This window comes from Bhargavaea ginsengi, from assembly GCF_900109165.1.
GTDB classification, from domain to species: domain Bacteria; phylum Bacillota; class Bacilli; order Bacillales_A; family Planococcaceae; genus Bhargavaea; species Bhargavaea ginsengi.
Genome location: NZ_FNZF01000004.1, coordinates 125072 through 146415, shown reverse-complemented (window position 1 = coordinate 146415; position 21344 = coordinate 125072). Strand labels below are relative to the sequence as shown.

Sequence of the window (21344 nt, the reverse complement as noted above, 5' to 3'; positions counted from 1 at the left end):
TCACCCGATGGCGAAGAGGTCATTGAGTTCTTCGTCCGTAAGTTCTGTGATCCAGGCGCCGGATTGGATGAGATCCGCGGAAAGTGCGGCTTTCTCGGTGATCATCCTGTCGATCTTTTCTTCGATCGTGCCGATCGTCACGAATTTGCGGACGTGGACAAAACGGTCCTGTCCGATGCGGTAGGCCCGGTCGGTCGCCTGGTTCTCGACTGCGGGGTTCCACCACCGGTCGGCATGAAGCACATGATTGGCTGCGGTCAGGTTGAGTCCTGTGCCGCCGGCCTTCAGGGATAGGATGAAAACAGGAAAGCCGCCATTCTGGAATTCCTCAACGAGCCGGTCGCGGCGGCCCTTCGGCATGCTGCCGGTCAGGAAAGGTGCTTCGATATCGTACAAGTTGGACAGGCAGTGGCGGATCAGTTCACCCATGCCGATGTACTGGGTGAAGATCAGCACCTGTTCGCCGCGGTCCACGATGTCGGCGGTTAGTGTCATGATCCGCTCGAGCTTCTTGGAGCGGGCAAGCATCTCATCGGGTTCCCCGAACGGCTCCTTCAGGAACAGAGCCGGATGGTTACAGAGCTGCTTAAGCCGGCTGAGCATCTTCAGGATGATGCCGCGCCTGCGGAATCCTTCCGCCTCCAAGAGGCTTGCTTTCGTTTCACTGATATAGCCTTCGTAAAGCGCAGCCTGTTCCTCGGTGAGCGGCACGAACTCGTTTTCCTCGAGCTTATCGGGAAGGTTAAGCTTCAGTGCCGGGTCCGATTTGGTCCGGCGGAGGAGGAACGGAGAAATCTTCGCGCGCAGCCGCTGCATCTGCTTTTCGGAACCGTCGCGCTCAATCGGCCCGATAAACTCCTCCTGGAACTCCGCGAAGCGCCCCAAATAGCCGCGGTGGATAAAGTCAAAGATCGCCCACAATTCGGCAAGCCGATTTTCAATCGGTGTGCCGGTCAGTGCGATGTGGTGACGGCCACGCAGTTTCCGGACTGCCCTGGATTGCTTCGTCTGCATGTTTTTGATGTTCTGGGCTTCGTCGAGCGCCACAGCGTCCCATTCTTTTGCCGTCAATTCCTCATGATCTTGCATGAACGTACCGTAAGTGGTCAGCACAAGCCCGTTTCCGAGCGAGGCCAATGCATCTTCCAATCCATCGTCCCGAAGGCGCCCTGGGCCGTAATGGACAAGTACAGGGTGGTCAGGGGCGAATCTCTGGAGCTCCTTTTGCCAGTTGCCGATGACCGACGTCGGGCAGATGATCAGGGACGGGGATTCGGCGAGGCCGGACTCCCGTGCATGGAGCAGGGTGGCGATCAGCTGGACCGTCTTTCCGAGTCCCATGTCGTCCGCAAGCACCGCCCCAAATCCGTGTTCCCGCATAAAGACAAGCCAGTCGAATCCTTTTTGCTGATAAGGCCTGAGTTCCGCATGCAGCCGATCCGGCACCGGTGTTTCCGGAATGCCTTCTTTGCTGCGGATGCGCTCGACGGCATCTTTCAATGAATGCTGCAGGAGGAAATCAAACAGCGGGTCGTCTTGCTCTTCGTCGTCAGGCCGGGAGCTGACTGCACCCAACTCTTCTTCAAGATCCCTGAAAAGGAGGTCCTTGACGGTCCAGCCGCTTTTCTCGGCCGTCTCCATCATTTCACGGATGCGGGCAAGCCAGGCAGCATCCAGCCGGAACCATTCATCGCCGGAGCGGATGAATTCCCGCTTTTCCTGGACAAGCCGCTGGAAGCGTTCGGCTGGTATTTCGGACCCTCCGAGCGAAAACGACCAATTGAAACTGAGCGCGTCCTCGAGGCGGGCATTGCCGGATGAACCGGCAGAGGCAGACGCCCGGACACGCACACGGCGTTCTGCGGCTTCCCGGAGCCAGCCGGGCAGGATGACGTCGATATCAAGTGCCTGCAAAAGGGGAAGATCGTCTTTCAGGAAACTCCGGACTTCGTGGTCCTCAAGCGGCAGGGCGATAAAGGTAGTGTTATCGGAACTGTAGTCACCGGAGAGGACAGTGCGGATTCTGGACTGCATCCGTGCGACGGACCCGGCATAGGGCTTCCACTTTTTCGGTAAAGATTCGGAAGGCGGCTGTGCCGATTTGCTTATGGCAGGTGTCCAGTGTGATCCGGTCTTCGGATTCACAAGGGTGCTCTCCAGCATCCACAGCCCGTCGTCTTCCACAGGTTCCGACAGACGGAGGGCCATTCGGAAGGGGAGGGGCGCATCAGGTGTTTCCGAAGCTTCCAGACGGCGGAAGCGGATGACGTCATCCAGCCGGTCCTGCCCGATGCCGCCTTCTTCCAGGATTTCCTCGAATACCTGGCCCAGAAGGCGTGCTGCTCCCTCCGATACTTGTTCGGCGACCTGAAGCGAACCGCCGGGGGCACCGAGTATCCGGGGTAGGCCGGGTTCGCCATAGATGGATGCTGCTTCTTTAAAGGTACTGATCCACTGTTCATCTTCTTCGGACCTGCCGACATAGCGGACAAACGGATGCGGATCGCCGAACGATTCCACGATCTCGCGGCTGCCCGCCCTGACAGCACCATCTTTGTCCTCGATGAGAAGGCCCATATAGGAGCGGGTGTGGCTAAAGAAAAGCAGCTCTTTCAGCGGACGGCTTCCGATAAAGTCACCCGACGGATCAAAACCGGCAAACAGAAAGCGGCCATCGGGCGATTCACTGACCTTCAAGCTTATCTCCCGGTTTAAAGTTAGGGGCTTCATGACAGCAGCCCTCCTTTCTCGAGTTCTTCCATGAGCGCACGGAGCCGTTGGTGCCGGCGCCTGAGAGCGTCGACATAGCCCGTCCACCACTCAGTGCGGCCCGCCTTTTTGGCGGCGCGCTTCATCTTCTTCATGATCCGAACGGCCTCGCGGTAGTTCTGGCGGCTTTTTTGTGCAATTTGCTCCTCCACATGGACATTCAAGAGAAACACCGCTTCCATGGGTGCTTCATCGATCATCGTCTTTAGTCCGGTCCGTTCGATCCGCTCAAGGCTGGAACGGTTCAGATGATGGTATGCCGCCCATTCCCTGTAATGACCGCGGCTAAGTAGGAACTCCGCATACTCGGCCTCTGCGGCGCTTCCGCAGCGGAACAGGATGTCGGCAGCAGTCTCATCGGGAACCTCGGTATCCCGGCACAGGTCAGCCAGTCTTCCGGCGGCCGTGCGCTGGTCGAGGAACGAGACGGATTCCATATAGTTGCCGATCTGCGGTACAAGCGACATGAGGAGATTCCGCGCCTCATCAGGATGTCCGTTTTCCGCAAGTGTGGATGCCAGATCGAGGTAGGAAGGGAAGAGAGGCAGAGAGTTGTCTGTGAGCGGTGCATCCAGCTCTGTGGCAGTTTCGCCCGACAGCATTTCCAGATAGGCGGTCATCAGCCGGAGGGCTGGCGGCTCTTTATCGCCGTCCTTCATCTGCCGGAGCGTTTCCAGTTCACGCTGACGCGCAGGCGCACTGTTGAAAAGGGATTCCCACATCTCCCGGTAAACGGACAGCCATCTGCCCTGGACGTTTTCTGCGGACAAAACCAGTGTCCGGATGAAATCCTCCAGATCCTGATAAAAAGGATCTGCAGCAAACAGCCTGCGGGAGGTGGAGAGAAGCTTTAACTCTTCCCTGATGCCGTCGGTGAGGGAATCTAGCAGACGGCCGTACTGCCACCGGTCATAGCCGATCGAGAAACCGCCTGCCGGTGCACCCGCCGTTATGGCACTGAGTCCGAAAAGTCCTGCATACAGCCGGAACATCGGTTTCCATTCCTGTTCCAGCGGTTCCGCCTCGCGCACCTGCTGCCGGTAAAGGGTGACGGCGGATGAAATCATATGGAAGGGAACATTCTCACCGATCGAAGGAAAGGTGCCGGTCAGCTGCCCGAATACTTCTCGCCATGCTTCAGGCGTCTTTTCCGCTGCCCGTGACGGAGCGGCTGACTGGGTGGCAGAATGACGCCATTCCGCCAGCCAGTCCGACAGGGAAGCAAAGCGCTGGTATAGGGCGAAGTAGGCGGCTGTCGTATGCTCGCAGCCCTTATCGCCGTGGACGCTGCATGCGGCACGGGGGTTATAAAGGCGGATCTCCGCTTCCGGCTGAGGAAATCCGGGAAATGAGAACCGGACGATTCCTGTCTGATCGGATTGGAGAAGGCGAAGCCAGTCATTGCGCACCATCATCGCAGCCTGGCGGAACCTTCGTTCCCTCACATCATGGGTGACCGGCAGCTTTTTCTGCTGTTCCATTGCTTCAATGATTTCCGTTCTATATATATCAGCGACTTCCGTGAGCTGGTCCATCATTTAAAACACCGCTTTCTATAGGGCTGTTTTCCTTACTGGCCGGCAATGTCGACCGCCGGAAAAAGCCCTCAAACTAAAAAAGGCTGTCCCTCCATTATACGATGCCGTAAATCAATCGTAAATGGAGGGGCTGCCGTTTTCGGCCAAGACTGACCGATCGGGTTCAATTCTTTACTGAGGCCGACCACAATCACCAAAGTGTTGATTGTGGGGCATCGTCAAGTCCGTGCAGCCTCTTCTGATTGCTCGTCTTTCCCAAGCCTCCAGTTGACAAGCCACATCTTGGTTGGTTAATGAAGTTGGGTCCGGGACTTCGGGTCCTTCATGGCCGGCAATGGGGATCACGGAAAAAGGAAGAAAACCCTTCCGACCGCAGCGAATAAAAAGGTCCCGGGCATCAAGCCCGGATTATTTTGTATGCGCTTTCATATAATTATGGTAAACTGTTGATAACGGAATATTTAGAAAAGGAGGGAGCCCCATGCTGCACATCCAAAGAATGAAGCCATTTTACGTTACGCAGGAACAGGCGAAGGTGAAGCTTGTCTTTGAATATCAGTACTTCACGATCAAGAAAGGTGAAGAACTCTTCCACTTTATTCCGTCGGAGGGGAAGGAGATCCACATCAACCTCCAAAGCCTTCAAGTTGAAAACCTCGGCGACATTTTCGTCTTCCAGAAAGGCAGCCGCTTCATCCGCCTCCCGCTTTATCAGTTACTGCTTATATCGGACATCCATACCCACCTCAAAGAAATCCTGCAGGGGGCGGACATTATGGAAAATGACCCGCTGCTGCTCGAACCCGGTGAAGCGGAAAATGTGATCCTGGAACTTGAACGGATGAACCTGCTTAACCTGATCGACCGCGCACTTGAACAAGGCGACCGGGACCTCTTCCACCATCTGACCGGACAATTGAACGGAACTTCATAAAATCTAAATACTAAAGAACCTGCTGGAGGAACCGGCGGGTTCTTGACGTTTAGGGACAGAAACGGGAATTTAATAACGTTTCATTGAATAATGGCAAGGTGACTGGAAGATATGTCACCGTTTCACTTCACTTCACTTCAGTTCATTTTCGTTTTCAACAATGACCCTGCCTCCCATACCCCGATTCCTGACGGCTAAACCCGCTTTTTGTTGAATAATCCCCTGGTCCTGTGTCGTTTGGATGGTTACAAAACGACTTTATTTTGGTAAAGTTGAGGGGTGTAACCTATTAACCTATCGGGCTTGAAGGGATATGGATGTATGTTCTTTGATTTCAAATTCTGGCGCTTCCTGCTGAATCAGCGGGAACTGACAGACCGGATGGAAGGGAGCGCAATGAAAGGCTTCCGCTGGCGGGTCGCCGGATTATTCCTGTCTGCTGCCGTCCTGTACGCCCTGATGGACATGTGGGGCATCGGGACGCGCGGACTCACGCCGATCGCCGTGACAGGCGGCGAAGAAACGTTCGCCCTCAGGCGGATCCTCACGCTTTTAGCTGCCATTCTGCTGTCCGTCCTTTATACGGCGTTCCATGTGTATGGCGTCGCGTTCATCCTACATAAGCTGACAAATGTCGAATACCGGAAGCTCGTCGTCCTGCAACTGTTTGTGACAGCGATCCTGCTTCTCGAGAAAGCGGTCATTTTTGCGATATTCCTGATCAGCGGGGCTGCGACGCCGGTTTCACCGCTGTCATTCGGGCCGCTTGCATCGACATTCCTGACGTATCCGTTCCTGATCTTCTTTCTGAACCAGCTCAGTGTCGGGACCGCGCTTGTCGTGGCTTACCAGTTCCGGTTTATCCGCCAGCTGCTGCCTGAAGCCGGCCGGAGCCTGTTGTGGATTTTGCTTGGCCTCCAGGTGCTGATGGCGCTTGCAGTCTCGCTTTACGGCATGATTCCTGCGGAGAGGCTGTTCACGGAGCTTTTCGGAGGAGGTGGGACGGTTGAATAAGCTTGGGAATATCGCCGTGGCGGTAGCCGTCACCGCTTTTATCGCAACAAACCTCATGCTGCTATACGGGCAGAAGAGCCTGATCCCGAAATATGTCTATGCGCCTGAAACGGAGCGCATGGTCGCTGCCGACTACGCCGAGAAACTGGCCAAGGAAGCGTTCGTTGTTCCGGATATGGTCTATACCGCTTATGTCGACAAAGAGGCGACTGTCGAGGAATGGCTCGTCCAGGAGGGGGAGCAGGTCACGGCAGGGCAGCCGATCGCGAAACTGGATGCCGGCCGAATGGAAGGCCAGCGTTCTGTGTGGCAGTCCGAACAGAATGCGCTTCAGGCCCAGGAGCGGGAACTTGAGTCCACACTGAGCCAGCTGGAGCGGGAACGCCGTTCTTCACAGTCGGGCTCGCGATCCAACTCCAACACGAACGAACGATTCGGAAACAGTGGAAGTTCTGTTGACAACGACAGCCCGATCGTCGACCTGAGCGTCGATGTCAATGTCGATGTACCACAGGAAGGTGCTTACGCACATGCCATCACCGCTGTAGAAAATCAGCTTGCGGACATCAGACGCCAGCTGACGGTCGTCGAGGCCCAGTTGGAGCAAAGCGGGGAATCCCCTTCTCTGCTCAGCCCGGTCGAAGGCACTGTGGCCCAAGTCCACCGGCAGGGTGAGCAGCTGGCAGTTGATGTATATTCTTCCGAACGGACGATTCTGACGTATGCGTCCGGCGAGGAGTGGCAGGACATCCAGCAAGGGGACCGCGTGTTCATTCAGGCTCCAGGCCTGGATGCTGCGATTGAAGGCAGTGTGTATTCAATTGCGGAAGTAGAGGCACCGGAGTCGAAGTGGCTCGATACCTACCGTAGCCTCGACAACCGGGATGTCAGCAATCCGCTTGCCTACTATGAGGTGAGGGTCCTACCGAATGAAGATGTCAGTACGCTGCCGTTCGCGAACAATGTCAACGCAGTCGTTTACACTCAAGAGGCATTCGATGCCGTCGCGGTGAAGACGGATGCCCTTACCGGCAAGTACAGGGACGAAGCGATCGTCACTGTCATCGACGGAGATGGGTATGCAGTCAGTGTACCGGTCATCACTCCGTTTGACTGGAAGGGACAAAGCGTCATCACGGACAACCTGTATGCGGGTGACTTTGTGATCACAGGACCGATCTACGACCGGAATATCTCGCCGCCTGCGACCATTCTTCCGATGCCATTTGAATGGCCGTCCAAGGAAGAATGGAAAGCGCATGACTGGCGCGATTACACGCGTTATATTCTGTTCAGATAATCGAATTTAACCAAACGCCGTCCGCGTTAGCGGGCGGCTCTTTTTGTTTATCCCTCTGTTGAGCGGGTAACCTCAAACTAGACTGCTAAAGGAGGCGTTAGGAAAATGACTGAACGTAGAGTAGTAGGTTATTACAACAACGAACAGGAAGCGATTGATGCAATCGAGGATCTGAAACGCCAGGGTTACACTTCAGAAGACATTTCCGTTATATCCAAAAACAATGATGATGTGGAAGCGATTGAAGAAGAGACCGGCACACAGGCTGCCGAAGGTGCTGCAACCGGCGCTGCGACCGGCGGCGTATTGGGCGGACTCGGCGGTGTGCTTGCCGGCCTTGGAGCATTGGCGATTCCGGGTATCGGGCCGATCGTTGCTGCTGGTCCTGTAGTTGCCGGACTCACCGGAGCGGCTGCAGGTGCGGGAGTCGGGGGCCTTGCCGGTGCTCTGATCGGCATGGGCGTACCGGAAGACGAGGCAGAGCGCTACGAGACGTATTTTAACGAAGGCAAGATTCTTGTCCTCGTTGACCGTAATGCCAGCGTCGAAGACACGGGCTTCACGACGGGAAGCACACTTAGAGATGAGACAACATTTACAACGGGCCGTACACGGATCGACGAATCAGCTGCCACTACTGACCGGCTGGATGACTCGGTCAATCCGGCAGACCGCAACCGGTTCAACGACCCTCTATAATCGGTACAGACGGGACAGACCGCTGCACATTGGTGCAGTGGTCTTTTTAATGGAATAAAACCAATAAAAGAACGGCAGAATGGGAGGAAGATAACAGGGAAAGGGTGCGTCTGCATGTTTGATGGATGGGGAGAAGGGTGGGACAGTGTCCATTTTTGGGAGATGGTCACCCGATCAACGATGGCATTTGCGGTTCTGCTGCTTCTGACAAGGCTTCTTGGGAAAAAGCAGATGAGCCAGCTGACATTTTTCCATTACATTACGGGAATTACGATCGGATCGATTGCAGGAAACATTGCCGGGGAAAGCGAAACGCCATTCTGGAACGGATTGGTCTCGCTTGTCACCTGGACACTGCTGACGGTGATGCTAAGCTTCATCACCCTGAAATGGGGCAGCAGCAGGGCATTTCTCGATAACCAGCCAACCATTCTGATCAGGGAAGGACGTGTTGATGAACATGCGATGAAATCCGTCCAGCTGCACTTGGATGATTTGAACATGATGCTTCGGGAAGCCGGGGTATTTTCCACTAAAGACGTTCAGTATGCTGTCCTGGAAACAAACGGTGCACTGAGCGTTCTTCAGAAAGTCGACAAGCTTCCTGCCACCAAAAAGGACATTAAAGTAGGAGGAGGCCCTCCCCAATACATGCCCTCGGAAATCATCGCGGACGGAAGGGTCAACCGGAAAAATCTCAAGTTATACGGCTTAAACGAAGAATGGCTTCTTGAGGAAATCAGCAAACACGGGGTGTCACGTTCAGATCAAGTCTTTTTTGCACAGCTGCAGGAGGACGGGACATTGGATGTCACACTGAAGCAGCCCAAACTAAAAAAGTAAACCTTTGGACCCGTGCCGGAAAAAGGGTCCAAAGGTTTATTTTTTGTGTCCCGAAATAAATAAAGAGCGTCTTGGTTCAGATGTGCCATAGAGCCGGTAAAAGGCATGGAATAGTCCGAAAGTCCGGCATGAAAAATCTCTTATTTTCCTTTAAACTCCTATGCTATATTAAAAATGTTCCACATAGTATGAACATTTTGGATAGGGGGAGAGATTTTGGAGGGGACAAAAAGACGCAGGCCCATAATTTTCATGATTTTGCTGATGGTCCTGTCGCTGATCTTGCCGACAGGCGCATTTGCTGAATTACAGAAGCCTGCAACAGGTCAGAGCGATGCGGTCATGCAACAGAAAATGGCCATCGCAATGCAGGACAGTGCAAGGAACGGCCTGCCTCAGCTGCATCCTGATTTGCGGGAGCTGGAAGGACAGCAAGAGGTGAATGTCATCATTCAGTTATCTGAAGAACCGATTGCAGTTGCGGAAGGCAAGAAAAAGCTGAAGAAACTTCCGTACCAGGCATCCGAACGGGCCAAGCAGGTTCACGCCATCAAAGCGGAACAGCAGCATGCCAAGAAGACGATGAATGCTGCCAAGCTGCTTGTCAAAGAAGGCTACGCCTATGAAACGGTGCTGAACGGATTTGCGGCGACCGTCAAGGCTGACGACCTCGAGAAGCTGCTCGATGTTCCGGGAGTCAAAGTCGTGGAACCGGATGTTGTCCGCGAAGCGATGGAAGTGCCGTCCAAGGACGGTAAGGCGGATATCCAAATGGATTCCACGAACACTTTCCTCGGAATTGAACGCCTGTGGAATGAGAGACTCACCGGAGAGGGAATCAAAGTAGGGGTTCTTGATACAGGAATCGACTATCACCATCCGGATTTCAGTGAAAATTACGCAGGCGGATGGAACTTCGTGCCGGATTCCTCGGACTACGCACGTCCGCGCGACAAGCGCGACCCGATGGAGACCACGCCGCTTGACCGGCCGAATCACAAGCCGGAATTCAACGCGCAGGGCAGTTCGTTCTACACGTCACACGGCACGCACGTGGCCGGCACTATTGCGGCTGCCGGAAACAACGAATACGGCATCAAGGGCATCGCGCCGGATGTCGAGCTTCATGCCTACCGCGTCCTCGGCGCGTACGGCAGCGGTGCAACGTCCTGGATCATCGCGGCGATTGAGCAATCGGTCGAGGACGGCATGGATGTCATTAACCTTTCCCTTGGCGGCGGAGGCAACACATCCATCTCCGCAGATTCATTTGCCATCAACAACGCGATGCTGCAGGGCACGATCGCGGTTGTCGCGACCGGGAACTCCGGACCGAACCGGGGCACGATGGGCACACCGGCCACCGCAACACTCGGCATAGCGGTCGGCAATACGACAAAGCCGGAAGAAACAGTTTCTGCTGATGTCCGCATGTCCGCAGGAGAATATCATGCCGAGGTACCTATGAATCTTATGGCAACCACTTTCGGCGCTGATACGGCATCACAGCTTGAAGGTGAATTCGCAGTTGTCGCCATCCCTGGAACCGGGTCGGATGCCAGTTATACCGGCCTTGATGTAAACGGCAAAGTGGCACTTGTCTCGCGCGGTGATATCCCGTTCGTGGACAAGATTGCAGCGGCGAAAAAGCACGGGGCTGCTGCAGTCCTGATCCACAACTTCGCAGGCGGCACGAATGCGCCTGATGCTTCCGGGACGTATCTCGGCAGCGACTTCGAATACATCCCGACCTTCGACATGAGCCAGACGGACGGAGAAGCCTTCCGCTCGGCGATCGGAAATGGAGAAGGCACGGTTACTTTCGGCAACGTCCTGACACAAATGTCAGAGGGCGATCAGGTAAACGACTCGAGCTCACGCGGACCGTCGACACCGGACTTCGACATCAAGCCGGACGTAACAGCACCAGGCACGAACATCATGTCGGCCATCCCGGCCTACAAGACGGATGTACCGGATGCCGACTACAGCCAGGCATACGCACGCAAGACAGGCACGTCGATGGCGACGCCTCACATTGCGGGAATTGCGGCACTTGTCCAGCAGGCGAACCCCGGATGGACACCGTTCGATGTGAAAGTGTCACTATCCAACACGGCAAAGCTTCTCGACACGAAGGCATATGATGTGTTCTCCCAGGGGGCAGGACGCGTCCAGCCTTATGAAGCAGCCTTCCCTGAAGCGCTCGCCTATTCCTATGACAAGGCAGATGCGGACGGACAGGGCACGATCGTCGACAACATCAAAGGAACCATCACATTCGGCAAACTCCAGCAGGTTGCCGAAGCAGATGTGGAAGTTTCAAAGACCGTCAAAGTGAAAGATGTGGCAGGAGCGGGAGGCAACTACACCGTCACTGTCCAGACGACGAAAGCGTTCGGCGATGCGGCAGTCACCGTGGACAAGTCGAATTTCACGCTTAACGGCGAGGAAGAACTTACGGTCACGCTGACTGCACCTCAGGCAGAGGCAGAAGCGGGCGACGAGCTGCTCGGTTATGTCCACATCACCGGTCCGGAAGCCGAACTCTCGCTGCCGTTCGCTGCCTCGTTCGGACCTGACAGCGCGACAGCCATCGAGTACATGGACATTTCGGGCACAGACCTGTCGTTTAACGGGGACGGTGTGAACGACTCGGCGTTGCTGTCGTTCAAGATCACGGGTGACCTCGGCACCAACTATATTGAACTCTGGGATATCCAGGACCCTGAAGGCGGTCCTTATGGCGATGGTTATATCGGCTATCTCCATGCTGGGAGCTCGCTTCCGGCCGGCGCTTATACCCTGAATATCGGCGGCACCTATATGCCATGGGACGGCGAAGAGCAGGCTGCTATCCCTGAAGGTGTATACACAATCGATCTTACCGGCCTGACGGCATCCGGCATTCCTCCGGTTGTCAGTGACTACGTCGGACCGGTTTTCGTGAAGTCCACTGAACCTGTTGTGGAATCCTCTGCGGATGGCCCGATTGTCACCGGCCGGGTAGTCGACAAGTACGTCGACTACAAGAATGTCCTTGTACCTTATGGTCTGGACTATGATTTGAATTCGAAATTGAACGCTAAAGTTCAAGTTGTATCCGGCGAGGAAGTCGTTGCGACAGAAGCGGTCACACTGGGACAAGACGGCAGCTTCTTGGTAGACCTTGGCGAAAAGCTTGGAGCGGGACAAGCAGCGCGCCTCATCGTAGAAGATGCGGCCGGCAATTCGGCATCCACGGTAATTTACACAGCACCTGAAGAAGAGGAGCCGGTGATCACGGTTCCGGACAATGAACTCGAAGAACAGCTCGAAAACAAATCTTCCAATGAAGTGGTTGTAAACGTCCCTGAATTTGAAGGGGCAGCGGAAGTGGCACTGACTGCGGCTCAAATCAGTCAGATCGCCGACGCTAAAAAAGGCCTGACTGTACAAAGTGGCGATGCCGGTTTCGTCTTTGACAAGAAAACGGTCAGCCAGCTTTCGGCTGCAGGCGATGTCACGGTCGCACTCGGCAAGGAAGATTCGGCTGAGGAGAATGCCATCTCTGAAGTGTACTCGGTCCACTTTGTTGATGCAGAAGGCAACAACATCGACACCGGCAAACAGAAGGTTGATGTCTCCATACCGGTTGACTTGAGCGGCATCCAGAAGACGAACAAACTGACTGTCAGCGATAGTGACAGCGGCAAAACGTACAAACTGAAAGTGAAAGGCGACATCGGAACATTCAAGGCGGATGGCCCGGGCACTTTCACGGCAAAAAGATAAAAAAAACCAAGAACCGTTCCGGGTAAATCAGCCGGAACGGTTTCTTCTTGGGAAAATAAATATTACAATATGATTACATTACCACGGAAACGGAAATAGAAGAGTACTAGACAGAAGGCGGTGGATACCTATGGTAAACCCGAGGCGGGAAGTGGAAACTCTGCTGGAAGAGAAAATCCGTCAGCAACGCAAACAGGCACGGCCGCCGAGGCGGCCGAGACGATACAAGACTTCTGTGAGGAAAGCCGCAAGCTATGTAGTCCTGGATTTTGAAACAACCGGATTCCGTTCAGGCGCTGACCAGATCATCCAGATCGGGGCGGTCAAGTACAAGGACCACGAGAAAACCGGCACATTTGAGACACTCGTCAATCCGAAGCGCCATATCTCACCGAGAATCACCCAGCTGACCGGCATCACAAATGAATCCGTGAAGAATGCTCCGGTGATCGATGATGTCATCGGTGGACTGATCGACTTTATCGGAGATCTTCCGCTTGTCGCACATAATGCCGCATTTGATATGGGGTTCCTTTATGCCATAGAAGACTTGCACGGCATCCAGATCCCGGAATACACGGTTATTGATACAGTGCAACTGTCACGTAAAGTCATCACCGAAACACCTGATCACAAGCTGACGACACTGAGCAAATATCTGAAGCTGGAGCACGACGCACACGATGCCGTCGGCGACTGCCTCGTCACAGCCAAGCTTTATCAGCACTGCCTTGGCATCATCGGGTAAATGGCCTGCCGTCTTGGCGGGCTTTTTTGTGCGGCGGCTTCTTCCCGGTCTGCTATACTTACAGCTATGAAAGATCATGCCTTGCAGGCTGAGGAAAGGAAGACCGGTCCATGTGGAAGATTTATGTGATGCTGACCCTCGTGATGTTCATGTGGGGGCTGAACCTCCCGATGCTGAAGTATCTGCTTGAGTTTGTAGGGCCCGTCACGATGACATCCCTCCGGATCTCCACCGCGGGGGTAGCCGTCTTCATCATCCTGTCGGCCATGAAAATCATCCGGCTTCCGCGCCGTTCAGAATGGATTTATATCATCCCGGGCATGTTGCTGAATGTCGTTGCACACCACTATTTCCTAAACGCTGGGCTTACGATGACCTCTGGCACCAATGCCGCCCTCATCCTCGGCACCGGTCCGTTCCTGACCGCAGTGTTTTCCTCGCTGCTGATCCGCGTGTTCCCGTCGAAGCTGCAGTGGCTAGGCGTCCTGCTTGGACTTATCGGTGTCAGCTCCGTCGTTCTTGCGGGAGGGGGGATGTCTGGCATTTCTCAGGGCGATGTATTCATCTTCCTGTCCATCGCCACTCAGGTGCTGAGCTTCCTGATTGTGTCGAAAGCAGCTGCGACACTCGACCCTCGGCTGCTGACCGCCTACATGCTTCTGATCGGTGGCTCCACTTTATTCGTCATCAGCTTGTTCACCGAACCGGGAGAACTTGCCGCGTTCGGCCAAGTCCCGCCGACGTTCTGGCTGATCTTTGGACTGAGTGCGTTATTTGGCACCGCCATCAGCCACCTGCTTTATAACTATTCCGTCGGACAGGCCGGCCCGACAAAAGCAGCGATATTTATGAACCTGAACACACTCGTCGCACTTCTCGGATCAGCGCTGTTCCTCGGTGAAGTTATCACCATCCGTCATTTCCTCGGCCTTATACTGATTGTCACCGGTGTCCTCTTCGGATCAGGCGCAGCAGAAGACCTGTGGAAAATGCGCCGTACCCGGAAAGGGGCGGGGGAGCGGAATGTTGATGGTGTCGTGTGAGACGTTGATTATCTATTATGAGACGTTGACAAAGTTCATTGAGACGTTGACTATCTTTTATGAAACGTTGATTATGTTTAATGAAACATTGACGATCTTCATTGAAACGTTGATTATCCCAAGAAATATGATTGAAAATTAAAAATTCAACTATTGCGTCACGGCTTTCCTTCGCCTATGGTAAAGGAAACGAAGCCCGACGCTTTTTATTTGCGATCCCCCTCCGGCCGGAGAGGAGTCGCAAATGAATACGACTGATTGGGAGATTCATCGCCTGGAGCGAGCTGCCGTCCGTCTTCAGTCTGCGGAAACAGTGGACAACGGCCTGCCCGAAGTGCCGACAGTTGAGGCGATCTTGGGCATCGCGAATGGTGCCGGAGAGTTCGAATGGGAGAGAAAGCAGGCACTGGCCGACATTGAGTCGGTCTTATACCGGAAAAAGGCAGGCCGGGCAGGGGAGGAAGCGGTGGAGCAGACGCTGACTGAAATTGTTTTCCCAGAGGGCTCACGTGTTTTCAGAAATGTGTCACTGCTCATCAGGAAAGGCTACCGGATCGAAATCGATGTCCTGATCCTCACTCCATCGTTTGCTCTGATTCTGGAAGTGAAGAATATCGCGGGTACTTTGAGTTTCAATGAAGAGGAAGGGAAGACCGTCCGAATCCGGGAAAATGGCGAGATTGACGAGTTCGATTGCTATGTCCATCAGCTGGATAGGCAGATCAGCGGGTTGAATCAGTTTCTGGCCATTCATCGGATCACTTTGCCGGTCCATGGCGCCATCGTCTTGTCGAATCAGAACACTGTCATTAAAAAGCGGCCCGAAACCTTGCCGCTTATATACCGTAAGCAGCTCGCACGTTATTTTAGAAGACTTCAAACTGCTGATCTGACACTATCGGAAACTGCGGCTCATCAGCTTTTTGGGCTCATCGGCATCCGAGCAATGAGCGCTGATGAACAGCCGCTGTGCACGGAGATGAATCTCAATCCACTCATGTTCCGCCGAGGAGTGCTGTGTCTAGGATGCAACCAGCGAATCCAAGCTTATCAGGGGCGGGGGTGGTATTGCAGGAAGTGCAAATTACCGGGAAGAGAAGCGGTGCGCCAGTCGGTTGAAGACCGCCTAATCCTGATAGGACCGGAGATCACGAACAAGCAATGCAGAGAGTTCCTCATGATCGGACACCGTGCGCAGGCTACAAGGATTTTGAAATCGCTGTCTCTGACTAAGCTGGGCGAACCGCCCGGGACGGTTTACCGAAAGCTGGGGAGCGGGCGGTTAGAGTGGGCGGAAAGTTAGATAATCAACGTCTCAATGAAGATCGTCAACGTCTCATCAAACATAATCAACGTTTCACAAAAGATAATCAACGTCTCAATAAAAATCGTCTACGTTCCCCTATCAGAACAGTCTCTTCGATCACTTCTACTCATAAACTGACTGATAAAGAAAGGATGATCACTATGGCACTCAGGATCAATCCGCTGGTGAAGAAGACGCCGCTGTCGGGGATCAGGCAGATGTCGAACCGGCTGCCGGCGCATCCGGGGGCGGTGAATCTGACGGTAGGACAACCGGATTTTCCGCCGCCGGATGAGGTGAAGGAGGCAGCGAGGCGGGCGATCGGGGAGCGGGCGACGGGGTATTCGATGAATGCGGGGTTGCCGGAGCTTAGGGAAGCGGCGTCCGCCTACTACGGCAAGAAGTATGGATTCAGTTACAATCCGGCGACTGAGACCGTGATCACTGCGGGCGGGAGCGGGTCGATGGATGCGGTATTGCGGACGATCCTTGAGCCGGGGGATGAAGCCATCATCCCCGTGCCGATCTACGCGGGGTACGAGCCACTGATCCGGCTGGCAGGCGCAACTCCGGTTTATCTGGATACCCGGAGGACGCGTTTTGTCCCGGACGCAGCCGCCCTTGAAAAACTGATCACTCCCAGGACGAAGGTCGTGATCTTTAATAATCCATCGAATCCGACCGGTGTCGCCATCCCGAAAGCGGAGATGGACCGGCTTGCCGAGGTTCTCGCCAAATACGAGGTCTATATCCTGTCCGACGACATCTACAGCGAAAATACGTTTGACGCAGCGCATCAATCGTTCGGTTCTTATCCGGCGCTCCGGGACCGGCTTTTCCTGATCCACGGCCTCTCCAAGTCCCATTCCATGACTGGATGGCGGATCGGAGTGCTGTTCGGTCCTGCCGCAGTGATGAAGCATATCGTCAAGATCCACGCCTACAATGCGATCTGCGCACCGACGCCATCACAATACGCGGCCATTGCGGCGTACACAGGGTCCTCCGAGGCAACGGACAAGATGAACCGTGCATACATCCAGCGGAGACAATTCCTTATGACTGCCCTAAAAGAGATGAATCTCCCGATTGTCCGCCCGACCGGTGCGTTCTATGCGTTCCCTTCGATCGAGGAATTTCCGATCACCTCACAGGACTTTGCCATAAGGGCGCTTGAAGAGGAGGGGGTCGCAGTCGTCCACGGCAGTGCTTTTACGATGTACGGGGAAGGCCATATCCGGATTTCCTATGCCGCCAGCATGGATCAGCTGGAAAAGGGGATGGAGCGGCTCGGCACGTTCGTCCGGAAGCTGCGCGGGGACACCCGCACCATCGTCCCGGATCCGCCGCAACTGTGATCAACCAAGGACCTTCGAAAAGGGTCCTTTTTTCCTGCTCATAAAACCTTTAAAACTCCCCGGACAGGGTATTTTCATAGAAAGATACCTGGAAAGGGGCTTCCATATGCTGAAGAGATTTCTTGCCGCCATCCTGCTTGCCTTCACGGTTCCATCCGCCGCATCCGCAGCTACAAAGAGTTTTACAGATGTCGGGCCGTCATTCTGGGCCGCCGAAGAAATCCAGGAACTGACCCAGCTCGGTGCGCTGAAGGGCTATCCGGAAGGGCGGTTCTACCCGAACAACCTGCTTACCCGTGCGCAAAGCGCCAAAGTGCTTCACGAACTCACAAATCCACAGCAGGCACCGCAGGGCTTCCGCACTCAATTCACTGACGCCACACCGAACCACTGGGCTTACGGCTACATCCGTGACCTGACGCACAGCGGCGTATTCCGGAATGCGGAGAGTTTCCGGCCGGAAGAAAACCTGTCCCGTGCCCAGATGGCGAAAATCATTGTAGAATCATTCGACATCATTACCGATGACAATGACCTGTCATTCTTCGCCGATACGCCTTCCGGGGAATTCCATACGTACATCACGACCATTGCGGAACTCGGAATCACGACGGGCCGTGCAAACAGTCGCTTTGAACCGAATGGTAAGGTGAGCCGCGCCCAGTTTGCCGTGTTTGCGAGCCGTGCATTGGAGTTTGACCGGAAGCGCGATGCCGGAGAAATCGTCTATGACAAGGAAAGTGAACAGTATGTCGACCTGACGGATGCATCACCGAATCCGCCTAGCCCTCAGGAGGAAATCAGCCAGCAGACGATCGACCTGGTCAACGCGGAGCGCGAGGCTCGAGGTATTGCACCGCTCACCGCCGACCCCGCATTGTCCATGATGGCCCAACTGAAATCGGAGGACATGGCAGAGAACAATTACTTTGAGCACGAGTCGCCGACGTACGGCCAGGTGTGGGACATGGCGGCGATGTTCGACTACCCATTCACCCGCATCGGGGAGAACATCGCCTGGAATCAGCAATCCGCCAAGGAAGTCGTCACCGACTGGATGAATTCGCAGGGGCACCGTGAAAATATTCTTGACCCGCGGTACACCCACATCGGAGCAGGATTCGCGAAGAATGCGGAAGGGGAAACCTACTGGACGCATCACTTCTCAAGAAAATGACTTTTAAATCCAGTCCGTCTGGATTATGATGGTACTATGAAAAAATACCTATTTCTGCTGCTGATCGTTGCCTTACTGTTCCTTTCATCCGGACAGACGTACGAACAGCAGTCACTGATTCCGAAACTGAAAGAGTGGCTTCCTGACCGTCCGCTTGAAGGTCTCCTTTCCACACTCCAGGTACCGTATTGGGGGCGGACGATCTCTGTTGAGTCAAAGGGCTACTACCATTTCATCGAGTTCCTCATACGAAAAGGGGCACATATCGCCTCTTTCGGCGCGCTGGCTGCGGCAATCTTTGCTGTGCTGCCAAAGATCCGCTTCCGTTACCTGTTGGCATTTGTATTGACCGTCATCGCGGCAGTTCTGGACGAGTATCACCAGTCGCTTACGGGGGGCAGGACGCCTTATCTGGGTGACGTGGCGCTAGATGCATTCGGAGCGGCACTCGCCCTGAGTCTCATCGCCCTGCTACTAAAACGAAATAGGATGCCCAAACAAAAGACCGCCGGAATTTCCTGAATGGAAATCCGGCGGTCTTATTGGTCAGCGGTTCATCGCTGAGCTGATGATGCTGCTGCGCATCGATTCTTTTTCCGCCTGGTATTGGTCGCGGAAACTTTGTGCGTATTCCTTGCTGTAGCCGTTCTGTTGCAGCTCGCTCTCGACTGCGCCGATCAGCTGGTTGAACACGGCGTCGGTCTGTCCTTCCAGGGAAGCTGCCGCGCCCATGTACTTCTGGTAGAAGTAGCCGTAGCTGATTGATTCACCATTGCTTTTCTTTTCACTGTATTCGGCTTTGGCACGGCCGACAAGGGAATTGATCTTGCCGTGTGCCTGGGACTGAAGACTTTCAAACGACGGCGCATATTTGTTCTTGATCGCCGCGACTGTCGGTTTGGAGCCGGATGGCTGTGTGCTGTCGGCGGAACCCGAACCTGCACTTCCGCCGGAACCGGAGCTTGCACTTGACCCGGATTTGGAACCGGATGAATTGCCGGCGCCCTGATTTTCAGAAGATGTCTGGCTGACTCCTGCTACGGCCGCCGATCCGGCACCGCCAGGCGTCCCTTCAGTAGAGACGATTTTATCACTGCCGTCACCTGTGGCTTCACTGTCAGCACCCGATGCAGACCCCGCGCCTGATTCAACGGAAGCTGATGCATCTTCACCGGCTTCGGAATCGGAATCTCCCTCATCGGCGCTTGCATCATCATTGTCACCACCGATGTTCGTGCCGTCAGGCAGTTCGATCGTATAGTCCTCATCCGTAATCTTTTCAACTTCGTCGTCCGCTACATCGTATTCCTTGAATTGGAACTGATAAAGCAGATAGCCCCCGACAACCAATACGACTGCAAACAGCCCAAGGAGAGCTTTTTTCCAATGACGCTTCATGGTGCACCCCTTCCATTCCCGAAAAATGACCATTTTCTTAATGCATAGAATAACACATTCTGAGTCGCAACTCGAATAGTTATATCGAGGTTTCGACATTTTTGGTAATTAGGCACCAATAGTTATTTGTACTTCTATCAAATAGAAATGGATTCAAAGCAACCTTTTCCCCATAGCCCGTATCGCCTTAATTGGTTGTGCGGTATAATCCTAAAAAGGATGTGTGAAACGGAGGAGGAAGAATTGTTAAAGAGATTAGCATCAGTGTTCATGATCATGATGGTCCTCTTCGGTGCGCAGAGTTTCCATACTGGGCATTCCGTACAAGCATCTGTACTTAGTGAAGTGAAATATTTCGTGAAAAACTATTACTATGGAGATATTCCGCTTTACCTGGACAGCATGAAAACAATAAGTGAAATTGAAAGTAAGCTGGATGCCTACTCGGAGTATCTGACGAAAGAAGAGTATCAGGCATATCTGAATACCTTACATATACAAGGGATCAGTCTTCATGAGGTGCCTGTGGATATCGCCTCTCTGAGCAGCAAGCATGTCACGTCTCAGTTTCTTTTTGGGAATACGGCCTATATTGGGGTGGAGCGATTCCAAGTCGAGACACCGCAGGCCGTTATCCGTGAATGGGAAACCCTTCGTAAAATGGGCGCAAGGAATCTGATTATTGACTTCCGCTTTAATGGTGGGGGCTCCGTCGAAAGTGCGCAGGCCATTATCGGTATGTTCCGTGGAGCAACAGATGCATATGTCCGGCATAACAGGGAAGAGAGCTTGAAGCTGAAGGCGAAACCTTCGGCGATTATGTTCCCTGACAAGCCATATGTTCTCGTCAATAAATATTCGGCTTCCGCCTCTGAATTAGTAGCTGCAGCGGTCAAGGACCAGCAAGCCGGGGTGATTGTAGGGCAGAAGACATACGGAAAAGGCAGCATACAAAGCTTTTTTGAACTGTCGAATGAAGGCGCGATGAAACTGACGACCGCTCATTTCACCGGGCCGGGGGGGACGAAAATCCAAGATTTTGGAATCATGCCTGACCAAGTGACGCCTGTTGGCAAAGAATTGCAATACGCCCATAAAGCTCTTGTCAGGAAGGAATTGTTGGACAGGGGATATCATGAATTTCCAAGTCTTGAAATGCAAGTTCCCGCCAAGCCATTTACCATCACATTTACACAAGATATGAACTTTTCTGCTCCTGCTACGTCCAATCGTGTGGAAATGATCAAAATGGGTAACGCAGTCCCGGTTAAAATTGACGTAAAGCAGGCTGGTGCCCGCACACTGCGGGTGGAGCCATTACAGGCGCTGGAGCCGGGAGCGGTCTATGTCCTGGCAATCCATCCGAAGTTTGCGGACAGTGAAGGAATTTACATGAGGAAGGGAGCCTACTTGCTGCTGGAAACGACCCGTTAACTCGATAGC

Annotated in this window: 16 protein-coding genes; 13 read left to right on the top strand and 3 right to left on the bottom strand. The window is 53.9% G+C overall.

Annotated features, from left to right (window positions below; all coding sequences use genetic code 11):
* On the bottom strand, nucleotides 1–2730 hold the full coding sequence (locus tag BMX91_RS11730) for a DEAD/DEAH box helicase (RefSeq protein WP_092054456.1): 2730 nt from the start codon (nucleotides 2728–2730) through the stop codon (nucleotides 1–3).
* Nucleotides 2727–4307 carry a hypothetical protein gene (locus BMX91_RS11725; protein ID WP_092054452.1) on the bottom strand — a complete coding sequence of 527 codons (1581 nt, stop codon included), beginning with the start codon at nucleotides 4305–4307 and terminating at the stop codon, nucleotides 2727–2729. Before BMX91_RS11725 ends, BMX91_RS11730 begins: the two co-directional genes overlap by 4 nt.
* A 481-nt stretch (nucleotides 4308–4788) precedes the next feature.
* Here BMX91_RS11725 and BMX91_RS11720 point away from each other — a divergent pair, with 481 nt between their 5' ends.
* The 12 genes from BMX91_RS11720 (at nucleotide 4789) to BMX91_RS11665 (ending at nucleotide 19025) form a co-directional block, all read left to right on the top strand.
* Nucleotides 4789–5241 carry an IDEAL domain-containing protein gene (locus BMX91_RS11720; protein ID WP_092054449.1) on the top strand — a complete coding sequence of 151 codons (453 nt, stop codon included), beginning with the start codon at nucleotides 4789–4791 and terminating at the stop codon, nucleotides 5239–5241.
* 321 nt (nucleotides 5242–5562) lie between these two features.
* On the top strand, nucleotides 5563–6255 hold the full coding sequence (locus tag BMX91_RS11715) for a hypothetical protein (RefSeq protein WP_092054446.1): 693 nt from the start codon (nucleotides 5563–5565) through the stop codon (nucleotides 6253–6255).
* Nucleotides 6248–7555, top strand: coding sequence for an efflux RND transporter periplasmic adaptor subunit (locus BMX91_RS11710; protein WP_092054443.1), 1308 nt, complete (start codon nucleotides 6248–6250; stop codon nucleotides 7553–7555). Before BMX91_RS11715 ends, BMX91_RS11710 begins: the two co-directional genes overlap by 8 nt.
* A 105-nt stretch (nucleotides 7556–7660) precedes the next feature.
* Nucleotides 7661–8254 carry a general stress protein gene (locus BMX91_RS11705; RefSeq protein WP_092054440.1) on the top strand — a complete coding sequence of 198 codons (594 nt, stop codon included), beginning with the start codon at nucleotides 7661–7663 and terminating at the stop codon, nucleotides 8252–8254.
* A 114-nt stretch (nucleotides 8255–8368) separates the two neighbouring features.
* Complete coding sequence (locus tag BMX91_RS11700; RefSeq protein ID WP_092054437.1) at nucleotides 8369–9097, top strand: YetF domain-containing protein; 729 nt, start codon at nucleotides 8369–8371, stop codon at nucleotides 9095–9097.
* A 216-nt stretch (nucleotides 9098–9313) separates the two neighbouring features.
* On the top strand, nucleotides 9314–12871 hold the full coding sequence (locus tag BMX91_RS11695; protein WP_092054435.1) for a S8 family serine peptidase: 3558 nt from the start codon (nucleotides 9314–9316) through the stop codon (nucleotides 12869–12871).
* Between the two features lie 130 nt (nucleotides 12872–13001).
* Nucleotides 13002–13619, top strand: coding sequence for a 3'-5' exonuclease (locus tag BMX91_RS11690; protein ID WP_092054431.1), 618 nt, complete (start codon nucleotides 13002–13004; stop codon nucleotides 13617–13619).
* Nucleotides 13620–13729: 110 nt separating this feature from the next.
* A complete protein-coding gene (locus tag BMX91_RS11685) occupies nucleotides 13730–14662 on the top strand; it encodes a DMT family transporter (RefSeq protein ID WP_092054426.1) in 933 nt (310 codons plus the stop codon).
* 244 nt (nucleotides 14663–14906) lie between these two features.
* The gene (locus tag BMX91_RS11680; protein WP_092054422.1) at nucleotides 14907–15965 is read left to right on the top strand and encodes a nuclease-related domain-containing protein; all 1059 of its coding nucleotides are present in this window, start codon (nucleotides 14907–14909) and stop codon (nucleotides 15963–15965) included.
* A gap of 164 nt (nucleotides 15966–16129) precedes the next feature.
* Complete coding sequence (locus tag BMX91_RS11675; protein WP_092054419.1) at nucleotides 16130–17326, top strand: aminotransferase class I/II-fold pyridoxal phosphate-dependent enzyme; 1197 nt, start codon at nucleotides 16130–16132, stop codon at nucleotides 17324–17326.
* Between the two features lie 106 nt (nucleotides 17327–17432).
* Nucleotides 17433–18503, top strand: a complete 1071-nt coding sequence (locus BMX91_RS11670) for a CAP and S-layer homology domain-containing protein (RefSeq protein ID WP_177168372.1) — start codon at nucleotides 17433–17435, stop codon at nucleotides 18501–18503.
* A 36-nt stretch (nucleotides 18504–18539) separates the two neighbouring features.
* A complete protein-coding gene (locus BMX91_RS11665; protein ID WP_092054411.1) occupies nucleotides 18540–19025 on the top strand; it encodes a VanZ family protein in 486 nt (161 codons plus the stop codon).
* Nucleotides 19026–19049: 24 nt separating this feature from the next.
* On the opposite strand, the gene BMX91_RS11660 is transcribed toward BMX91_RS11665, so the two are convergent.
* The gene (locus BMX91_RS11660) at nucleotides 19050–19901 is read right to left on the bottom strand and encodes a hypothetical protein (protein WP_092054407.1); all 852 of its coding nucleotides are present in this window, start codon (nucleotides 19899–19901) and stop codon (nucleotides 19050–19052) included.
* A gap of 270 nt (nucleotides 19902–20171) precedes the next feature.
* Here BMX91_RS11660 and BMX91_RS11655 point away from each other — a divergent pair, with 270 nt between their 5' ends.
* Nucleotides 20172–21335, top strand: a complete 1164-nt coding sequence (locus BMX91_RS11655; protein ID WP_177168371.1) for a S41 family peptidase — start codon at nucleotides 20172–20174, stop codon at nucleotides 21333–21335.
* Nucleotides 21336–21344: the final 9 nt, after the last annotated feature.

Bases quoted from the DNA above. Each gene is read 5' to 3' on its own strand.
- BMX91_RS11665 (WP_092054411.1), top strand. From the start codon at position 18,540: ATGAAAAAATACCTATTTCTGCTGCTGATCGTTGCCTTACTGTTCCTT.
- BMX91_RS11685 (WP_092054426.1), top strand. From the start codon at position 13,730: ATGTGGAAGATTTATGTGATGCTGACCCTCGTGATGTTCATGTGGGGG.
- BMX91_RS11675 (WP_092054419.1), top strand. From the start codon at position 16,130: ATGGCACTCAGGATCAATCCGCTGGTGAAGAAGACGCCGCTGTCGGGG.
- BMX91_RS11730 (WP_092054456.1), bottom strand. From the start codon at position 2,730: ATGAAGCCCCTAACTTTAAACCGGGAGATAAGCTTGAAGGTCAGTGAA.
- BMX91_RS11690 (WP_092054431.1), top strand. From the start codon at position 13,002: ATGGTAAACCCGAGGCGGGAAGTGGAAACTCTGCTGGAAGAGAAAATC.
- BMX91_RS11720 (WP_092054449.1), top strand. From the start codon at position 4,789: ATGCTGCACATCCAAAGAATGAAGCCATTTTACGTTACGCAGGAACAG.
- BMX91_RS11680 (WP_092054422.1), top strand. From the start codon at position 14,907: ATGAATACGACTGATTGGGAGATTCATCGCCTGGAGCGAGCTGCCGTC.
- BMX91_RS11700 (WP_092054437.1), top strand. From the start codon at position 8,369: ATGTTTGATGGATGGGGAGAAGGGTGGGACAGTGTCCATTTTTGGGAG.
- BMX91_RS11725 (WP_092054452.1), bottom strand. From the start codon at position 4,307: ATGATGGACCAGCTCACGGAAGTCGCTGATATATATAGAACGGAAATC.
- BMX91_RS11670 (WP_177168372.1), top strand. From the start codon at position 17,433: ATGCTGAAGAGATTTCTTGCCGCCATCCTGCTTGCCTTCACGGTTCCA.
- BMX91_RS11655 (WP_177168371.1), top strand. From the start codon at position 20,172: ATGATCATGATGGTCCTCTTCGGTGCGCAGAGTTTCCATACTGGGCAT.
- BMX91_RS11660 (WP_092054407.1), bottom strand. From the start codon at position 19,901: ATGAAGCGTCATTGGAAAAAAGCTCTCCTTGGGCTGTTTGCAGTCGTA.
- BMX91_RS11705 (WP_092054440.1), top strand. From the start codon at position 7,661: ATGACTGAACGTAGAGTAGTAGGTTATTACAACAACGAACAGGAAGCG.
- BMX91_RS11715 (WP_092054446.1), top strand. From the start codon at position 5,563: ATGTTCTTTGATTTCAAATTCTGGCGCTTCCTGCTGAATCAGCGGGAA.